Raw genomic sequence first — 17870 nt, 5'->3', positions numbered from 1 at the left:
GCCGAAGGAACCATGAACGCCGGCAGCTCCCCGCCGACGTGAGCGCGCAGGGCGTCCGCCCCCGGCCCACCAGGCCCGGACTCGGCCACCACGTAGGCCACCAGGCGCTTGTCGCCCGGCCGGTCCTCCCGCACCACGACCGCGACCTGCGACACCTGCGGGTGGCGGCCCAGCACCGCTTCGATCTCGCCGAGTTCGATGCGGAACCCGCGGATCTTCACCTGGTCGTCGGCGCGGCCGACGAACTCCAGCTGGCCGTCCCCCCGCCACCGCACCAGGTCACCTGTGCGGTACATACGGCTTCCGGCGGGGCCGAGGGGATCGGCCACGAAGCGCTCGGCCGTCAGACCCGGACGACGCAGGTACCCCCGAGCCAGGCCGGTGCCCGCGATGTACAGCTCTCCCGGCACCCCTCGCGGCGCCAGCCGCAGCCGTTCGTCCAGGACGTACGCCCGGGTGCCCCTGACCGGGGCTCCGATGGGGGTGGACGCGGACGCATCGGTGCCGGACAGCGGCTCGCTGGCCGTCGCCGAAATCGTCGACTCGGTGGGCCCGTAGAGGTTGAGCATCCGTCGTCCGACCGCCCAACGCGCGGTCAGCGCCGGGGGGCACGCCTCGCCGCCGACGCTCAGCACGCGCAGGGCGGGGAAGTGCCGAGCCGGCAGGGTGGCGAGCACGCTCGGCGGCATGTCGGAACAGGAGATCCGGCGCTGCTCCAGATAGTCGCCGAGGGCGTCCCCGACCAGGGGGCCGGGAGCGGGGACGACGAGGGTCGCGCCGAAGCAGAACGCCCGGAGGAAGTCCTCCAGGGCCATGTCGAAGCTGATCGAGGCCAGCTGCAGGACACGGTCGCCCGGCTGGACCTGGTACTTCTCGGCCAGTGTGGCGGCCAGCGAGCAGATCCCGAGGTGGCTTACGGCCACGCCCTTGGGCGTGCCGGTGGAGCCCGACGTGTAGACGGTGTACGCCAGGTTGTGGGGCAGGAGCCGAGCGGTCCGCTCGGCATCGGTGGGATCGGCGCCGTCGAGTCCGGCCAGGGTCGCAGGGTCGTCGAGGGCCAGGGTCTCCGGGCCGCCCTGCGGGAGCCGTCCGGCCACCTCGCGGCTGGTGAGCACGCGGACCGGGGCGGCGTCACGGAGCATGAACGCGATGCGGTCCGCCGGGTACTCCGGGTCGATGGGGAGGAAGGCGGCACCGGCCTTCAGTACGCCCAGCAGCCCGGCCACCATCTCCACCGACCGGGGCACAGCCAGGGCCACCAGCTGCTCGGGGCCGACGCCCTCGCGGATCAGCCGGCGGGCCACATGGTTGGCCCGGGTGTTCAGCTCGGAGTAGGTGAGTACGGTGTCCTCGTGCTCCAGCGCCGGTGCGTCGGGGCGGAGCGCCACCTGCTCCTCGAACAGGTCGATGAAGAACCGGTGCTCAGGGGCCGGGCCCCCCGTTCCCTCGGCGAGCATCGTGCTCTGCTCGGCCGGGGAGAGCAGCTCTGCGGTGCTGATCGGCAGGTCGGGCTGCTCGGCGAAGGCTGCCAGCAGCAGCCGGAGGCCCTCGGTGAACCGCTCCGCGGTGGACGTGTCGGACAGGTCGGTGCTGTATTCGAGGTAGCCGTCGAGCCCCGCGGGGTTCCCGGCTTCGTCCGTGAGCTCGTAGAAGTTGAACGTGAGGTCGAAGCTGGTCACGTCCTGGGTGAGGTCCTCGGTGACGGCCGACAGACCGGGCAGGTCGAACACGGGGGCCGTGTTGCTCTGCATCGCCAGCATCACCTGGAACAGGGGATTGCGGGCCAGAGAGCGCTCCGGGTTGATCGCTTCCACCAGTCGTTCGAACGGTACGTCCTGGTGGGAGTAGGCGGCGAGGTCGGTTTCGCGGGTGCGGGCGAGGAGTTCGCGGAAGGTGGGGTTGCCGGAGGTGTCGTTGCGCAGGACGAGGGTGTTGACGAAGAAGCCGACGAGGTCGTCGAGTGCTTCGTCGGTGCGTCCGGCGATGGGGGTTCCGAGGGGGATGTCCGGGCCGGCGCCCAGTCGGGTCAGCAGTGTGGCGAGGGCGGCCTGGAGCACCATGAACATGGTGGTGTTGGTCTCCTGGGCCAGGCCGGCGAGTGCGCGGTGGAGTTCGGCGTCGATCCTGATCGGGACGGTGTCGCCGCGGTAGCTGGCCACCTTCGGCCGGGGCCGGTCGAAGGGCAGCTCCAGCTGGTTCGGGATTCCCTCCAGGGCCCGCTTCCAGAAGTCCAGTTGCTCACCGGCCAGGGAGCCGGGGTCGTCTTCCGCTCCCAGGAGTTCGTGCTGCCACAGCGTGAAGTCGGCGTACTGCACGGGCAGGGGTGACCAGGTCGGCGCCGTACCCGCGCACCGCGCGGCGTAGGCAAGGCTGATGTCACGGGACAGCGGCGCCAGCGACCAGCCGTCGTTCGAGATGTGGTGCTGTACCAGGAGCAGGACGTGACTGTCCGGCGCGGTGGCGAACAGCCGGGCCCGCAGCGGCAGATCGACGGTGACGTCGAAGGCGATGTTGCCGGCGGCTCGGAGCGCCTCGTCCAACTCCGCTGCCCCGACCTCCACCACGGGCAGCTCGGGGCGGACCTGGTCGGGCTCCAGAACGAGCTGCTGGGGCTCCCCGTCGACCTCCGGGTACACCGTCCGCAGGGTCTCGTGGCGACCGATCACATCGGCTATCGCCGCTGCCAGAGCTGCCCGGTCGAGGTCCCCCGAAAGTCGTACCGCGAGCGGCAGGACGTAGGTGGCGCTCGCCCCTTCCAGCCTGTTGAGGAACCAGAGGCGGTTCTGTCCGGGTGACAGCGGAATCAGGGCCGGGCGCTCCGTCGCGGTGAGTGCGGGTCTGGCGGAGTCCGCCTGCGCGAGCCGGTCGGTGAGGGCGGCGACGGTGGTGGCCTCGAAGAGGGTCCGTACCGGCAGCTCGACGCCCAGGGTCGCGCGGATGCGGCTGACCAGGCGGGTGGCGAGGAGGGAGTGGCCGCCCAGGACGAGGAAGTCGTCGTCGATGGTGACGGCCGGGACTCCGAGGATCTCGGCGAACAGTCCGCAGAGGATCTCCTCCTGCGGGGTCCGGGGGCCGCGCCCGGCCGCGGCGGCTTCGTACACGGGTGCCGGCAGGGCGCGCCGGTCCAGCTTGCCGTTGCCGGTCAGGGGGAGCCGGTCGAGCACTACGAACGCGGTGGGGACCATGTACTCCGGCAGCAGGTCGGCCGTGTGCGCGCGCAGCGCTTCGGTGTCCGCCTCCTCGTTTCCGGCCTCGGGGACGAGGTAGGCCACGAGGCGCTTGTCGCCGGGCTGGTCCTCCCGGGCGACGACCGCGACCTGGGAGAGTCCGGGGAAGCGGCCGAGTACGGCTTCGATCTCGCCGAGTTCGATGCGGTAGCCGCGGATCTTGACCTGGTCGTCGGCCCGGCCCACGAACTCCAGCAGTCCTTCGCGGGACCAGCGGGCGAGGTCGCCGGTGCGGTACATGCGGCTGCCGGCCGGGCCGAAGGGATCGGCCACGAACCGCTCCGCCGTCAGGTCCGCCCGCCCGAAGTAGCCCCGGGCCAGGCCGGCACCCGCGAGGTACAGCTCGCCGGTCACGCCCTGCGGGGCCAGCGAGAGCGCGTCGTCCAGGACGTAGGCCTGCATGCCGTCCAGCGGACGGCCGATCGGCACCGGCGCAGGTACTTCGTCGGTGGCCTTCCACGGGTGCTGAGTGGCGAACAGCGTGGTCTCGGTCGGACCGTACGTCGACCGCACCACGGTGTCCGGGCAGTGTTCGAGCACCCGGCGGACCGCGGTCGGGGAGATCACGTCACCACCCGTGATCACCTCCCGGACACCCGCGAAGCAGCCCGGGTCCTCCTCCGCCATCACCCGGAACAGACCCGCCGTGACCTGAAGCCCGGTGATCCCCTCCTCCGAGATCAGACGCGCCAGCGTCGCCACGCTCAGGTCACCTTCAGGTGACACCACGGTCCGCCCGCCGTGCAGCAGCGGCACCCACATCTCGTAGGTCGAGGGATCGAAGGCGTACGGAGCCACCATCAGCACCCGCTCGTGCGCACCGGGGCCGAACATGCCGTCCGTCACCAGCTCCAGCACATCCCGGTGGGTGACCGCGACGCCCTTGGGACGCCCCGTCGAGCCGGACGTGTACATCACGTACGCCAGCTGCTCGGGCCGCGTCTCCACGCCCGGGTCGCCGACCGGGTAGCCGGCCAGCTCCGCGTCCTCGTCCACCACCACCAGGGCGGCACCGCCGGGCAGGCCACGCTCGAGCATCGCCGCATCGGCCAGCAGCACCGGAGCGGACGTCTCGTCCACGATCCACTGCATCCGCTCCAGCGGATAACCGCTGTGCAGCGGCAGGTAGAACGCGCCGGCCTTCAGCACCGCCAGCAGCGCCACCACCAGGTCCACGGAGCGTTCCATCAGCACCGCGACGGGCGCTTCCGGGCGCACTCCCAGACCCACCAGACGGTGCGCGAGCCGGTTCGCCCGCTCGTCCAGCTCCCGGTACGACAGCTCCCGCCCGGCACACCGCACCGCCACCGCGTCCGGAGAACGCAGCGCCTGAGCGGCGAAAGCCGCCTGCACCGATTCGCCGACCATCGCCGCGTCCAGCCCAAATGACCGATTCTCGACAAAATCAACAGTATCCGCAGTATGCATTGCCAATCACCCTCTCTCGGTGTTGAGACCGCGCGAAGTTCAGCTGGACCAGCAACGCAGATGACCGTTGCGGAATGGAAGGCCCCGGTTGACGCATGGTCGTTGCGGAAGCGAAGCCTCCGGATGGTGCATGATCGTCGCGAATCGGAAGACTACCTGATGTGCACAGGCAAACTGTAAAGACTCAGCAAAGCCTCGAAATCCGCTGGAGTCCGCACCTCTGACGTGCGAACCTCGGTCCAGCAAGCCGCTGGGTTGCCGCTCAGTGGGGACGGTCGTGCCCATAGCGACGAGGCGACAGAAGTTTGCTCTTCGGTCGTTGCCGTCTGGACTGCAAACGGTTCGAGGTCTATGCTGTTTGCGTTGCAGAACTTCCCCGCCTCTAGGGCGTCAAGGATGAGCAGCTGCGTGTGCGGTTGCAAGGAGCAGAAGGAGCGAGGCTATGAGTAATCCTTTCGAAAACCCCGAGGCGGAATACCTCGTGCTGATCAACGAAGAGAAGCAGTATTCGCTCTGGCCGAAGTTCGCTGAGGTGCCGGCCGGTTGGACCGTCGCTCATCAGAGTGACCGCGCATCGTGCATCGAGTACATCAACTCGAACTGGACCGAAATGCGGCCGCACAGCCTCGTCCAGCAGATGAACGCAACGGCGTGAACATTGCACTCCCTCACGACCTCAGTTCCTGTCCGCACAGACAGCCGGGATAGTGAAGCAAATGGCTAATTCGAACACGTCCGTTTTCGATGGACTTTCCATTGACCACGTCGAGTTTTACGTACAGGACATGGCGGCGGCCGCCGCGCAGTTCCTGGACGGCTATGGTTTCGAGGTCTACGGAGCCTCCGAGCCGGCGGGACCCGCCGGTGCCATCCGTTCGGTGGCGCTCGGCAAGAACCAGATCCGGCTGGTGCTGACGACGGCACAGGGTGCGGACCACCCCGCAGCCGCATACGTCGAGCATCACGGGGACGGAGTGGCCAATATCGCGCTCTCGACCCCGAACGCCAGGGAACTGTTCACCGAGGCGGTTCGCCGGGGAGCCGCAGCGGTCGCGGAACCGGCCGAACGGGACGGGCTGGTCACGGCCTCGATCAGAGGCTTCGGAGATGTGATCCACACGTTCGTGGAGCGTCCGGCCGGCAGTGACGTACGGACCCTTCCGGGTTTCTCACCGGTTCCCGAAACGGGCGCCCGGTTCGACAGCGGCCTGCGGATGATCGACCACTTCGCCGTCTGTCTCGAAGCCGGGCAGCTCGCACCCACCGTGCAGTTCTACGTAGACGTCCTGGACTTCCGGATGATCTTCGAAGAGCGCATCGTGGTGGGTAATCAGGCAATGGATTCCAGAGTGGTCCAGAGCCGATCGGGCTCTGTCACGCTCACCTTGATCGAGCCCGACACCTCTCTGGAGCCTGGGCAGATAGACAAGTTCCTGAAGAACCACGACGGGGCCGGCGTCCAGCACATCGCCTTCACCGCAGACGACATCGTGGAGTCGGTGGGGCTGCTCAAGTCGCAGGGTGTGTCCTTCCTGAGCACTCCCGACGCCTACTACCGGCTGCTGTCCATGGACCTGACCAAGCATTCGGTTTCCGAACTGCAGGAACTCGACATCCTGGTCGACGAGGACCACGAAGGCCAGCTGTTCCAGCTCTTCACCGCCTCGGTCCACCCGCGTCGCACGTTCTTCATGGAGGTGATCGAGCGTCTGGGTGCTCGGACCTTCGGGAGCGGGAACATCAAGGCGCTCTACGAGGCGGTCGAACGGCAGCGGGCCGAAGCGGGGGCTGAGAAGTAATGGCCCAGCAGTCCGGGGCGCAGGTCGACGCGGCGGGAACGCAGCCCGTGTGCGTGCAGGACCTGCAGCAGTCGGCCGCCGCGCTGCTGGAGCCGGCGGTGTGGGACTTCATTGCCGGCGGCAGCGGCGGAGAGTCCACCCTGGACTCCAACCGTGCGGCACTGGACAGCGTGTCACTGGTGCCCAGGGTGCTGGCGGGCGTCAAGAAGAGCGACACCAGTGCGCGGCTGCTCGGCACTTCGGCAGCGTCGCCCCTCGCGGTCGCGCCGATGGCGTACCAGCGTCTGCTCCATCCCGGGGGCGAACTCGCAGCCGCGGAGGGAGCTCGGGCGGCACAGGTGCCCTTCGTGGTCAGCACGATCAGCAGCCACTCGCTGGAGGAGATCGCCGAGGTCGGAGCGACCCTGTGGTTCCAGCTCTACTGGTTGCACGATCGCGGCCGGGTGGTCGAGCTGATTCGCCGCGCCGAACAAGTCGGCTGCCAGGCACTGATGGTGACGGTGGACGTCCCGATCATGGGCCGTCGGCTGCGCGACCTGCGGAACGAGTTCACGCTTCCCGACTGGATCCGTAGCGCCAACCTGGATCCGGACGGCCCTTCCGCGGCGCACGCACACCGGCCCAACGAATCGGCCGTGGCCGCGCACACGAACGTCGCCTTCGACCCCGCGTTCGGCTGGTCCGACCTGGAATGGCTCCGGGAGCAGACCCGGCTTCCCCTGGTGATCAAGGGAATCCTCGATCCCAGAGACGCCGAACAGGCCGTCCGGCTCGGGGCCGACGCCGTGGTGGTTTCCAACCACGGCGGCCGGCAGCTCGACGGGGCGCTGCCCACCATCACCGCACTTCCGTGGGTGGTCGAAGCGGTGGACGGGCAGTGCCAGGTCCTCATGGACAGCGGTGTCCGCAGCGGGACCGACATCCTGCGGGCACTGGCGCTCGGCGCCGACGGGGTGCTGGCCGGGCGTCCGGTGCTGTGGGGGTTGAGCACAGCCGGGGCGCAGGGAGTCACCCAGGTGCTCTCGCTCCTGCGGACGGAACTCGAGGAGGCCCTCCTCCTGGCCGGCTGCGCCGACCTGGCCGCCGCACGCACCTTGCGCACGTTCGTTTCCGGTACCCGGGGCTGAAACCGCGTCACCCGCGCGTACCGACGGACATCTTTCGTTCCCCCTCGACAAACTATTCAAGGAGAAACCTCATGCATGGCAAAAGCGACCACGAGTTCGATGTCGTAGTCGTCGGTGGTGGGCCGGGTGGTTCCACAGTCTCCACCCTGGTGGCTATGCAGGGTCATCGTGTCCTTCTCCTGGAGAAGGAGGAGTTCCCCCGGTACCAGATCGGGGAGTCCCTGCTGCCTTCGACGGTGCACGGCATCTGCAAGCTCCTCGGTGTCTCGGAGGAGCTGGAGAAGGCCGCCTTCATGCCCAAGCGCGGAGGGACCTTCCGCTGGGGCAGCAGCCCCGAGCCGTGGACGTTCACCTTCTCCGTCTCCGAAACCTTCTCGGGCCCGACCTCGCTGGCCTATCAGGTCGAGCGCATGAAGTTCGACCAGATCCTCCTGGACAACGCCCGCAGCAAGGGGGTCGAGGTCCGCGAGAAGAGCTCCGTGGTGGACGTCATCGAGGAGGACGGTCGCGTCTGCGGGGTGCGCTACGCCGACGCCGACGGCGTCCGTCACGAGGTGCGCAGCCGTTTCGTCGTGGACGCCTCCGGCAACAAGAGCCGGATCCAGAGCAAGATCGGCGGCACCCGGCACTACTCGGACTTCTTCCAGAACATCGCGCTCTTCGGGTACTTCGAGGGCGGCAAGCGGCTTCCCGCACCCAACTCCGGCAACATCCTCTGTGCCGCCTTCGACGCCGGCTGGTTCTGGTACATCCCGCTCACCGATGAGCTCACCAGCGTCGGCGCGGTACTGCGGCGCGAGGCCCTGGACCGTGTCCAGGGCGACCGGGAGAAGGCCCTGATGGGCCTCATCGAGGAGTGCCCGCTCATCGCGGAGTACCTGTCCGAGGCGCGCCGGGTGGAGAGCGGCCCCTACGGCGAGGTCCGGGTCCGCAAGGACTACTCGTACTGCCAGGACACGTTCTGGCGCCCCGGCATGGTCCTGGTCGGAGACGCGGCGTGCTTCATCGACCCGGTCTTCTCGTCCGGCGTGCACCTCGCCACCTACAGCGGTCTGCTGGCCGCCCGTTCCATCAACTCGACGTTGAGCGGGGACTTCGAAGAGAAGAAGTGCTTCGAGGAGTACGAAGCGCGGTACCGGAACGAGTACTCGCTCTTCCATGACTTCCTGGTGGCGTTCTACGACATGCACCAGAACGAGGATTCGTACTTCTGGAGCGCCAAGAAGGTCATGAACAGCTCGGCGCCCGGACTCGAGTCCTTCGTCGAACTGGTCGGCGGCGGAGCCTCGCACGAAGGCGGACTGGTCAACGCGGCCTCCTACACCGCGCAGCGCGAGTCCAAGTTCCGGGAGTTCTCCGAGCTGGTCGACCGGCCCGTCGGCGAGAGCGGTACGGATCGCGATCTGTTCGACTCGACGCTCGTCCAGTCGGTCCTCGAAGAGGGGGCCAAGATCCAGGTCCAGGCCGCCCTGGGAGAGGCGGTCGACGAGGAAGGGCCCATGCGGGAAGGCGGTCTGGTGCCCTCCGCCGACGGCATGCGCTGGGCCGATTTCAGCTACTGACCTTCCAGCCACGGTCTGAGGGGGTAGCGGTGATACGAACGATGGCTGTGGTCGGCACGGGCCTGATCGGCACGTCGATCGGCCTGGCCGTGAGCCGGCACGGCATACCGGTGCACTTGCTCGACAAGGACGAAGCAGCCGCTCGCACGGCCGCCGCGCTGGGAGCGGGAGTGGTGGGCGTCCCGGACGAACCGGTCGACCTGGCGGTGATCGCGGTACCGCCGAGTGCTGTTCGCGGTGTGCTCGCGGAAATGCAGGCGATGGGGCTGGCCCGGAGCTACACCGACGTGGCCAGTGTGAAGGCGCAGTTGGCGCGGGACGTCTGGGAGTCGGTGGACACGCCGTCCAGCTACGTGGGCGGACATCCTCTTGCCGACCGCGAGCGGTGCGGCCCGCTCGCCGCTCGCGCGGACCTGTTCGAGGACCGGGCCTGGGTCCTGACTCCCTCCGACGCGACGTCTCAGGACGCGGTGAACCGGGTGTTCGAGATGATCGCGCTCTGCGGGGCGGTTCCGGTGATCATGGGGAGCCGTGCGCACGACGACGCGGTGGCGTTGACCTCGCACGCTCCTCATCTGGTGGCCAGCCTCATGGCCGCGCGGCTCCAGCACGGCTCGCGGGAGGCGTTCCGGCTCGCGGGGCAAGGGCTGCACGACGTGACGCGCATGGCTGTCAGGGACACCGGCCTGTGGAGCGACATCCTGCAGGCCAACGCACCGGCCGTCGCCGGAGTGCTCCGGGAGCTCAGGGACGATCTGACGACCCTGCTGGCCACGCTCGACGACCTGTCCGGCGCACCGCAGGTCAACGGGAGCCAGAGCCTGGAACCGATGGTCGACCTGCTGAACAGGGGCGCTGCCGGACTGGCGGCGATCCAGGGGCGGCAGGCCGCGGACCGGCAGGCGCATGTGGAGGTCCTGGTCGCGGAGGGACCCGGACAGCTGGTGCGCCTGCTGGACGCGCTGAAGCCGTTCCACGTGGAGGCGGAGGACGTGGTGCCGCGGCATTCCACGGAAAAGGGAACCTTCTCCATCACCTTCGCGGTGCCGGCAGCGCGTGCCGGCCGGATCGTCATGGAACTGGACCGAGCCGGTTGGAGCGCCGAATCCATCGCCCCGGTCTCCGGAGCGCGGAAGGAACGCGTTCCGCAGGCCGTCTGAAATGAATGACGTCAATCGACGGGATAGGTGAATGAACGCACAAAACGACTCCATCGCTGACCCGCTTCGCGTGGCCATCATCGGCACGGGAAACATCGGCTGCGACCTGCTGCTCAAGGTCATGGCTTCGCCCCACCTCCGGTGCGAATTGTTCGCAGGCCGGCGGGCGAGCTCTCCGGGCATAGAGCTCGCCAAGTCCCACGGGATCCCGACGACTGCCGGCGGGATCGACGCGGTGGCCGAGATGGCGGACCGGATCGACGTGGTCTTCGACGCGACGTCGGCCGCGGACGCGGTGCACAACTGGAAAATACTCGAAGCCCTGGGCATTCCGGTCATCGACCTCACGCCCGCGCATCTGGGCAAGTTCTGCGTTCCGGCGCTGAACCTGGAGGAGTGCCTCGACGCGCCGAACGTGAGCATGGTGACCTGTGGTGGGCAAGCCGCAGTCCCCATCGCGCACTGCTTCAGTGAGGCTTCCGAGGACCTGGGATACGTGGAGATCGCCACGGCCAGCTCATCGGAGAGCGTCGGTCCTGCGACGAGGGCGAACATCGACGAGTACGCCTTCACCACCCAGCGGGCCACCCACGAATTCTGCCGGGTAGACACCGCCAAGACGATTCTCATCATCAACCCGGCGGAGCCGGGAATCGTCATGCGGAACACCATTTCAGTCCCGGCTTCCGAACGTGTCGACATGGAAGCGCTGCGCGTCTCCGTCGACAACATGGAGAAGCGGATCAACTCATATGTTCCGGGCTATCGCGTTGTCGTTCCGCCGGTTGTCATTGGCGATCGCATCATGGTGACCATCGAAGTAGAAGGACTCGGCGACTGGCTGCCACGCTACGCCGGGAATCTGGACGTCATTACCTGCGCGGCAGTTGCTGTCGCCGAAGGGCGAGCGGAGGCACGTCGATGAGCGCACACGCCGAGCGGCAGCTCAAGATCTGTGACACGACCCTGCGGGACGGAAATCACGCCGTATCGCACCAGCTGGGCCGTACGGACATCGTCGCCTACGCCAAGGCCGCCGAGCTCGCCGGGGCCGACCTCCTCGAGGTCGGGCACGGCAACGGACTCGGCGCCTCGTCCATCCAGGTCGGACTTGCCGCGCTGAGCGACAGGGAGATGCTCACGGCCGCCCGGGAGCAGCTGAAGGAGACGCGGCTCGGCGTCCTCTCCATCCCCGGGTTCGCGACGGTCGAAGGCGATCTGAAGCCCGCGCTGGACTGCGGAGTCGACGAGGTCAGGGTCGGCGCCCACTGCACGGAAGCGGATGTGACGCGCCAGCAGATCACGATGCTCCGAGCGATGGGCGTCACCGTCAAGGGCATGCTGCTGATGAGCCACATGGCGCCGGTCAAGGCGCTCATCGAGCAGGCGCGGCTCATGCAGGAGTACGGAGCGCACGCGGTCATCCTGATGGACTCGGCAGGCGCGTACACCCCGGCCGCGGTCAAGGAAAAGGTCGGCGCGCTCGTCGAGGAACTCGACATCGAGATCGGCTTCCACGGCCACAACAACCTCGGCCTCTCGGTGAGCAACAGCATGGCCGCCGTCAAGGCGGGCGCGACCATCGTGGACGTGACGGCGCGCGGCTTCGGCGCCGGGGCCGGCAACGCGCCGCTCGAACTGATCGCCGCGAACCTGCACCTGGAACAGATCGAGACCAAGCTGCAGCTGTTCGGCGCACTTGACGCGGCCGATCTCGCGGAATCCACATTCGTCAAGCACATTCCGACGAACGACAGCGTCACCATCACGAGCGGTATCGCCGGTGTCTTCTCCGGATTCGCCGCGCCCACGCGCCGCGCCGCCGAGCGCTTCCAGGTGGACCCGCGAGAAATCCTGATGGAGCTGGGCCGCAGGGGCGTGGTCGCCGGCCAGGAGGACGCCATCATCGAAGTGGCGATGGGGCTGGCCGACAAGAACTCCCTGTACGACGTAATTTGATGACCATTCAGAAAAGCGAGGGGTAAAAATGAACTCGGACACCACACGCGAGGTGGGAGCGGATTTCGCGGCGGTCGCCGCACTGCTCCAGATCGGCGCCGAAATCGGCGTGGACCAGGTGCTCGACTCGGGCCGCACGTTCGGCACCGCCGACCTGGCCGAGGTGACGGGCCTTCCCCAGGACGGCCTCGGCGACTACGTGCATGCGCTGTCGGCCGCCGGGCTGGTCGTCGCCGAGGACGGGAACGGCCTGTACCGCCCGTCCGACGACTACGCGGACTGGAGGCATCAGGTCGGATACCTCTCCTGGGCGCTGACCGCGAACAGCCCGTTCCTGCAGAACGCCCCCGCCTTCCTCGCCGACAGCGAGTCCGCCGCCGACGCCCATCGTCGTGACGGCCGCCGGGTCGCGGTCAGTTCGCGCTGGATCGGGGACCGGGCCTTCTACCCCCCCGTCGTCGAGCGGGTCGTGGCCGCCGGTGCGAAGCACGTCGTCGACCTCGGCGCGGGCGCGGCCGGTCTGCTCATCGACCTCCTCCTCCAGGACGACGGCCGTACCGGTGTCGCCGTCGACCTGAGCCCGGGTGCCTGCGCCGCTGCGCGAGAAGCCGCGGGACGAGCCGGTGTGAACGACCGGCTCCAGGTCATCGAGCGGTCGGTCGAGTCCCTGATCGCCGACCCCGCTCCGCTCGAAGGGGCCGACGTCATCCAGGCGTGCTTCGTGATGCACGACGTCTGGCAGAACGAGTCCGTGTTCGCAGACGTGCTGCGCACCTGCCACGAGGCTCTCGCACCCGGTGGCGTCCTGGCCGTGGTCGACGCGGTCTCGTACGGACAGGAAGCCCGCGAGCGCAAGTTCAGCGCCCTCTTCACCTACCTGCACTCGAACTTCATGGGAATCGATCTGCCCACCGAGGACCAGTGGGTCGAGAAGTTCAGCACCGCCGGCTTCTCGAACGTCGAGTGCGTGTCGGGGATCATGCCGGGCGGTCGGCTGTTCGTGGCGACCAAGTAACCCCCGAGGCTGAAGTCATGCTGCAGGATTCACACGCCGTTCACGAGCGAATAGCCCTCGAACTGTGGAACGCCAAGAACGAGCGCAAGGCGATACCGCCCGTCTCCGCCCGGTATCCCGAGTTCACCGCGCAGGACGCCTACGCCATCCAGCGCGCGTTCCGGACCTTCGAGCACGAGAACGGGGCGGTGCACGCCGGATACAAGGTGGGCGCGACGAGCGTCGCCATCCAGGAGATGTTCGGCGTCGATCAACCGGATTTCGGGTTCCTGACCGAAGGCATGCTCCTCGCCGACGGCGCCCGCCTTGATCCGGGATGGTTCATCTCGCCCAAGGTCGAGGGGGAGATCGCGTTCCGGATCGGCGCCGACCTCTCCGATCCCCGTACGACGGCCGCGGACGTACTCAAGGTCACCACCGAGGTCTTCCCGGCCCTGGAGGTGCTCGACAGCCGGATCAGCAACTGGGACATCGCGTGGGTGGACACCGTCGCGGACAACGCCTCGTCGGCGATGGCCGTCCTGGGCAAGGCCGTTCCCTTCGACGGGCGAGACCTCGCCGCCGAGACGATGGTGTTCGAGTCGGGTGATTCCGTCCAGACGGCGAACGGTTCGGCCGTGATGGGCCACCCGGCGGAATCCGTGGCATGCCTGGTGCGCATATTGGCCTCCTTCGGCGCGGGGATCGGTGCCGGCGACCTGGTCCTGGCCGGATCGCTGGCCGGAGCGGTCGACCTCGAAGCAGGCGCCACCGTCACGGCGTCATTCGGGACCTTGGGATCCGTGTCCCTTTCCACTTTCAGCAATTGAGTTCTCAGGTAGCTCTCCACGCGACACGCGTGCGACCCCGACATGGAAAGAGAGTAATTGGCAATGCGTGCTGCAGATGCTGATGGTTTTACCGGGTATCGGTCGTCCCAGTCGAATGTGGCGATGATCGACGAATCGGTGCAGGCGGCTTTCGCCGCTCAGGCGCTGCGTTCTCCGGATGCGGTGGCGGTGCGGTGTGCCGGGCGGGAGCTGTCGTACCGGGAGCTGGACGAGCGGGCGAACCGGCTCGCGCACCGTCTGGTGGGTCTGGGAGTGGGTCCGGAGGCGCCCGTCGCGGTGCTGATGGAGCGGTCGGTGGACCTGGTGGTGGCGCTGCTGGCGGTGCTGAAGGCCGGCGCGTTCTACCTGCCGCTGCACAGCGGTTATCCGCTGGAGCGGATGCAGTGGATCGTGGACGAGACGTCCGCGCCCGTGCTGCTGGCGGATGCGGCGATGCGCGAGCGTGGCCTGCCCGCTGCTCCCGTGGTCGTGGTGGTGGACGAGGACGAGGAGCTGGCCGGCTACCCGGTCGGCGACCCGGGCGTGGAGACGCGGCCCGAGCAGCTGGCGTACGTGATGTACACGTCCGGCTCGACAGGCCGCCCCAAGGGCGTCGCGGTCACCCACCGAGACATCCTCGACCTGGTCGTGGACGGCATGTTCGGCGCCGGTACGCACGAGCGGGTGCTGATGGTGGCTCCGTACGCCTTCGATCCCTCGACCTACGAGATGTGGGTGCCGCTGCTGCACGGCGGGCGGACCGTCGTGTCGCCCGAGGGCGATCCGAGCGTGGCGACGCTGGCGCGTCTGATCTCGGAGGAGGGGATCACCGGGCTTCAGGTCACGGCGGGTCTGTTCCGGGTGATGGCGGAGGAGGACCCGGGCTGCTTCGCGGGAGTCCGGGAGGTGATCACGGGTGGTGACGTGATCTCCCCGACCGCGGTGCGGCGGGTGCTGGAACACTGCCCGGACATCATCGTCCGCTGCGCCTACGGTCCGACCGAGACCACCCTGTTCGCGACCCAGGCCCCCTGGACCGCGGCTGATGCGGTGCCCGCACCGATCCCGGTCGGGCGTCCGCTGGACGGCATGCAGGCCTACGTCCTGGACGACGCGCTCTCGCTGGCCCCGCAGGGCGTGGCCGGCGAGCTGTACCTCGCGGGTGCCGGCCTGGCCCGGGGCTACTTCGGGCGGGCGGACCTGACGGCGGAGCGGTTCGTGGCCGATCCCTTCGGCCCGGCCGGCAGCCGCATGTACCGCACCGGCGACCTCGCCCGCTGGTCCCGGGAGGGACTGCTGGAGTTCGTGGGCCGGGCCGACGACCAGGTCAAGATCCGCGGCTACCGCATCGAACTCGGCGAGATCGAAGCCGTACTGGGATGCTTCCCGGGGCTGTCGCAGGTCGCGGTCGTCGCCCGGGAGGACCAGCCCGGCGAGAAGCGCCTCGTGGCCTACGTCGTCGCCGAGACCGGCACCGACACCGTCGACACCGAAGCGCTGGGCGCGCACACGGCCGACCTGCTGCCGGAGTACATGGTCCCCACCGCGTTCGTGGTGCTCGACCAGCTCCCCCTGACCGGCAACGGCAAGCTGGACCGGCGCGCCCTGCCCGCCCCGGACATGTCGGCGACGGCCGGAGCCGGCCGCGGCCCGCGGACCCCGCGGGAGGAGATCCTGTGCGGACTGTTCGCCGAGGTCCTGGGCGTGCCCAGGGTCGGGATCGACGACAGCTTCTTCGAGCTGGGCGGCCACTCCCTCCTCGCGACCCGCCTCATCAGCCGCATCCGGGCGATCCTGGGCGTGAAGCTCTCGATCCGCAGCCTCCTCAAGACCCCCACCGTGGCCGCCCTGTCGAACCTGGGCCAGGCGGACAGCGAGGAGCAGGACAGCGCACTGGAGGGGGTGCTGAGCCTGCGTCCGGCCGGCACCCGTTCGCCGCTGTTCTGCGTGCACCCCGGCGGCGGCATGGCCTGGTGCTACGCCGGGCTGCTGCGCTACGTCCCGAAGGAGCACCCGGTCTACGGGCTCCAGGCCCGTGGTCTGGCTGCGGACGAGCCGCTCCCGGCCGATCTGGACGAGCTGATCGAGGACTACCTCGGCCGAATCCGGGAGATCCAGCCGTCCGGCCCGTACTCCCTCCTGGGCTGGTCCTTCGGCGGCAAGGTCGCCCACACCCTGGCGGCCCGCCTCCAGCAGGAGGGCGAGCAGGTGTCCCTGCTGGCCGTGCTCGATGCCGGTACCGGAGGGCACGCCAGCTCGGACGGCACGCGCAGCCAGCGTGACCTCCTGGAGCTCGCGTTCGACGGGATCGGGGCCTTCCACGCCGAACCCGGCAGCGACCCGATCGAGATGCCGCGGATCCTCGAGATCCTCAAGGCCCACGGCGGAACGCTGGCCAGCCTCGAGGAGCGGACGGTCGCCGCTCTCATCGACATCACGGAGAACAACCTCAAGATCAGCCGGGTGCCGGCCCCCGAGCAGTTCGACGGCGACATGCTCTTCTTCGAAGCGGCAGGGCAGGACGGTGCGTCCACCGGACTCGCAGACGTCTGGGAACCGTACGTCAGCGGCCGGATCGAGAAGCACGTCACTCCGTTCGAGCACATGCAGATGCTGAGTGCGGATGCGCTCGCGGACATCGCTCCAGTTCTGGCACGAGCGCTGAAGAAGTAGTTCCGAGGAATCGAAGCAGGCAAGGAGCCATTGATGTCCGACAATCCGAAGCCCAACAGGTCGCGGCTGCACCGAGGGCGGGTGCTGCGCGTCGAGTGGGTGACCCCGCACATGGCCAGGGTCGTACTGGGCGGTGAGGGCCTGGAGGAGTTCACCGCCGGCCAGCACACCGATCACTACGTCAAGTTGATATTTCCCCTGGAGGGGGTGCGGTACCCCGAGCCCTTCGACATCTCCGCCGTTCGCCGGGACTTCCCCCAGGACCAGTGGCCCAAGACCCGGACGTACACGGTCCGCCGGTGGGACCCGGTTGCCGGCGAACTGTCCGTGGACTTCGTCCACCACGGTGAAAGCGGTCTGGCCGGCCCCTGGGCCGCGAATGCCAAGCCCGGGGACGAGATCTACTTCATCGGTCCCGGCGGCGGCTACTCGCCCGGCGCGGAGGCCGACTGGCACCTGTTTGCCGGGGACGAGAGCGTCCTGCCCGCGATCGCGGCTTCCCTGGAGGCACTGCCGTCAGGAGCGGTCGCCAGAGCGTTCATCGAGGTCTCCGGTCCGGAAGAGGAACAGGAGATCAAAACTCCGGCCGATGCCGAGATCACGTGGCTGCACCGCGGCGAGCGCCAGATCGGCGACGCGCTCCTGGAGGCCGTCTCCGCGCTGGACTTCCCGTCCGGGACGGTGGACGCCTTCGTCCACGGTGAGGCGCACTTCGTGAAGGCGCTGCGGCACCACCTCCGGATCGAACGCGGCCTGGGACGCGATCAGCTTTCCATCTCCGGCTACTGGCGACGCGGAGCGGACGAAGACGGCTGGCAGTCCTCGAAGTCCGAGTGGAACCGGGACGTGGCGGACCCGGTCCCGGCGTAGTTCCCCGCCCTTTCCCCGGCCCTTTCCCTGCCATCGGGGACCTCGCCGCACTCTTCGCGGGCGGCGAGGTCCCCGATGCCCCAGTGAGCGTTCACATGGCCGGGCCTTGGGTGCGATCCCCGTCTCGCCGCAGCAGTCCGAACCCGTTCTCAGGAGAATTGTTGAAAGTCACCGGCAAGGAGAAGGCCGCCCAGCCGCGTCTGGGCAGCAGCTTCAACAAGGTGTGGGTGGCCTCGATCGC

The 17870-nt window shown here is 68.5% G+C and carries 11 protein-coding genes and 1 pseudogene; 11 read left to right on the top strand and 1 reads right to left on the bottom strand.

What is annotated here, in order from left to right; genetic code table 11:
* A pseudogene (locus tag ACZ597_RS35235) lies at positions 1-4586 on the bottom strand (amino acid adenylation domain-containing protein); the annotation flags it as partial.
* Between the two features lie 511 nt (positions 4587-5097).
* On the opposite strand from ACZ597_RS35235, the gene ACZ597_RS35230 reads away from it, so the two are divergent.
* From ACZ597_RS35230 to ACZ597_RS35180, 11 genes are all read left to right on the top strand, one after another.
* Entirely contained in the window at positions 5098-5310 is a 213-nt protein-coding gene (locus tag ACZ597_RS35230) for an MbtH family protein (protein WP_471339432.1), read from the top strand.
* A gap of 61 nt (positions 5311-5371) precedes the next feature.
* Positions 5372-6454 (top strand): 4-hydroxyphenylpyruvate dioxygenase, encoded by a 1083-nt coding sequence (gene hppD / locus ACZ597_RS35225; protein ID WP_471339429.1) that lies wholly within the window; start codon positions 5372-5374, stop codon positions 6452-6454.
* Positions 6454-7581, top strand: a complete 1128-nt coding sequence (locus ACZ597_RS35220) for an alpha-hydroxy acid oxidase (RefSeq protein WP_471339426.1) — start codon at positions 6454-6456, stop codon at positions 7579-7581. The genes hppD and ACZ597_RS35220 overlap by 1 nt, the downstream gene beginning before the upstream one ends.
* A 71-nt stretch (positions 7582-7652) precedes the next feature.
* Positions 7653-9143, top strand: a complete 1491-nt coding sequence (locus ACZ597_RS35215) for a tryptophan 7-halogenase (protein ID WP_471339424.1) — start codon at positions 7653-7655, stop codon at positions 9141-9143.
* Between the two features lie 41 nt (positions 9144-9184).
* Entirely contained in the window at positions 9185-10303 is a 1119-nt protein-coding gene (locus ACZ597_RS35210; protein ID WP_471339420.1) for a prephenate dehydrogenase, read from the top strand.
* Between the two features lie 31 nt (positions 10304-10334).
* Positions 10335-11228 (top strand): acetaldehyde dehydrogenase (acetylating), encoded by an 894-nt coding sequence (locus ACZ597_RS35205; protein WP_471339417.1) that lies wholly within the window; start codon positions 10335-10337, stop codon positions 11226-11228.
* Positions 11225-12262: a 4-hydroxy-2-oxovalerate aldolase gene (dmpG, locus tag ACZ597_RS35200; protein WP_471339414.1), complete on the top strand. Its 1038-nt coding sequence runs from the start codon at positions 11225-11227 to the stop codon at positions 12260-12262. Before ACZ597_RS35205 ends, dmpG begins: the two co-directional genes overlap by 4 nt.
* Before the next feature lie 28 nt (positions 12263-12290).
* A complete protein-coding gene (locus ACZ597_RS35195) occupies positions 12291-13277 on the top strand; it encodes a methyltransferase (protein WP_471339411.1) in 987 nt (328 codons plus the stop codon).
* A 17-nt stretch (positions 13278-13294) separates the two neighbouring features.
* Complete coding sequence (locus ACZ597_RS35190; protein ID WP_471339408.1) at positions 13295-14086, top strand: 2-keto-4-pentenoate hydratase; 792 nt, start codon at positions 13295-13297, stop codon at positions 14084-14086.
* Positions 14087-14209: 123 nt separating this feature from the next.
* Positions 14210-16759, top strand: coding sequence for an amino acid adenylation domain-containing protein (locus ACZ597_RS35185; RefSeq protein ID WP_471339405.1), 2550 nt, complete (start codon positions 14210-14212; stop codon positions 16757-16759).
* Positions 16760-16792: 33 nt separating this feature from the next.
* Positions 16793-17629, top strand: coding sequence for a siderophore-interacting protein (locus ACZ597_RS35180; RefSeq protein ID WP_471339402.1), 837 nt, complete (start codon positions 16793-16795; stop codon positions 17627-17629).
* Positions 17630-17870: the final 241 nt, after the last annotated feature.

It is taken from the genome of Streptomyces sp. NPDC040718, from assembly GCF_055593565.1.
Note: the sequence above shows the minus strand (reverse complement) of the source record. Positions and strands in the feature narration are given on the sequence as shown.

Coding starts and splice junctions, on each gene's coding strand:
- ACZ597_RS35180 (WP_471339402.1), top strand. CDS start 16,793: ATGTCCGACAATCCGAAGCCCAACAGGTCGCGGCTGCACCGAGGGCGG.
- ACZ597_RS35220 (WP_471339426.1), top strand. CDS start 6,454: ATGGCCCAGCAGTCCGGGGCGCAGGTCGACGCGGCGGGAACGCAGCCC.
- ACZ597_RS35190 (WP_471339408.1), top strand. CDS start 13,295: ATGCTGCAGGATTCACACGCCGTTCACGAGCGAATAGCCCTCGAACTG.
- ACZ597_RS35230 (WP_471339432.1), top strand. CDS start 5,098: ATGAGTAATCCTTTCGAAAACCCCGAGGCGGAATACCTCGTGCTGATC.
- ACZ597_RS35195 (WP_471339411.1), top strand. CDS start 12,291: ATGAACTCGGACACCACACGCGAGGTGGGAGCGGATTTCGCGGCGGTC.
- dmpG (WP_471339414.1), top strand. CDS start 11,225: ATGAGCGCACACGCCGAGCGGCAGCTCAAGATCTGTGACACGACCCTG.
- ACZ597_RS35205 (WP_471339417.1), top strand. CDS start 10,335: ATGAACGCACAAAACGACTCCATCGCTGACCCGCTTCGCGTGGCCATC.
- ACZ597_RS35215 (WP_471339424.1), top strand. CDS start 7,653: ATGCATGGCAAAAGCGACCACGAGTTCGATGTCGTAGTCGTCGGTGGT.
- hppD (WP_471339429.1), top strand. CDS start 5,372: ATGGCTAATTCGAACACGTCCGTTTTCGATGGACTTTCCATTGACCAC.
- ACZ597_RS35185 (WP_471339405.1), top strand. CDS start 14,210: ATGATCGACGAATCGGTGCAGGCGGCTTTCGCCGCTCAGGCGCTGCGT.
- ACZ597_RS35210 (WP_471339420.1), top strand. CDS start 9,185: ATGGCTGTGGTCGGCACGGGCCTGATCGGCACGTCGATCGGCCTGGCC.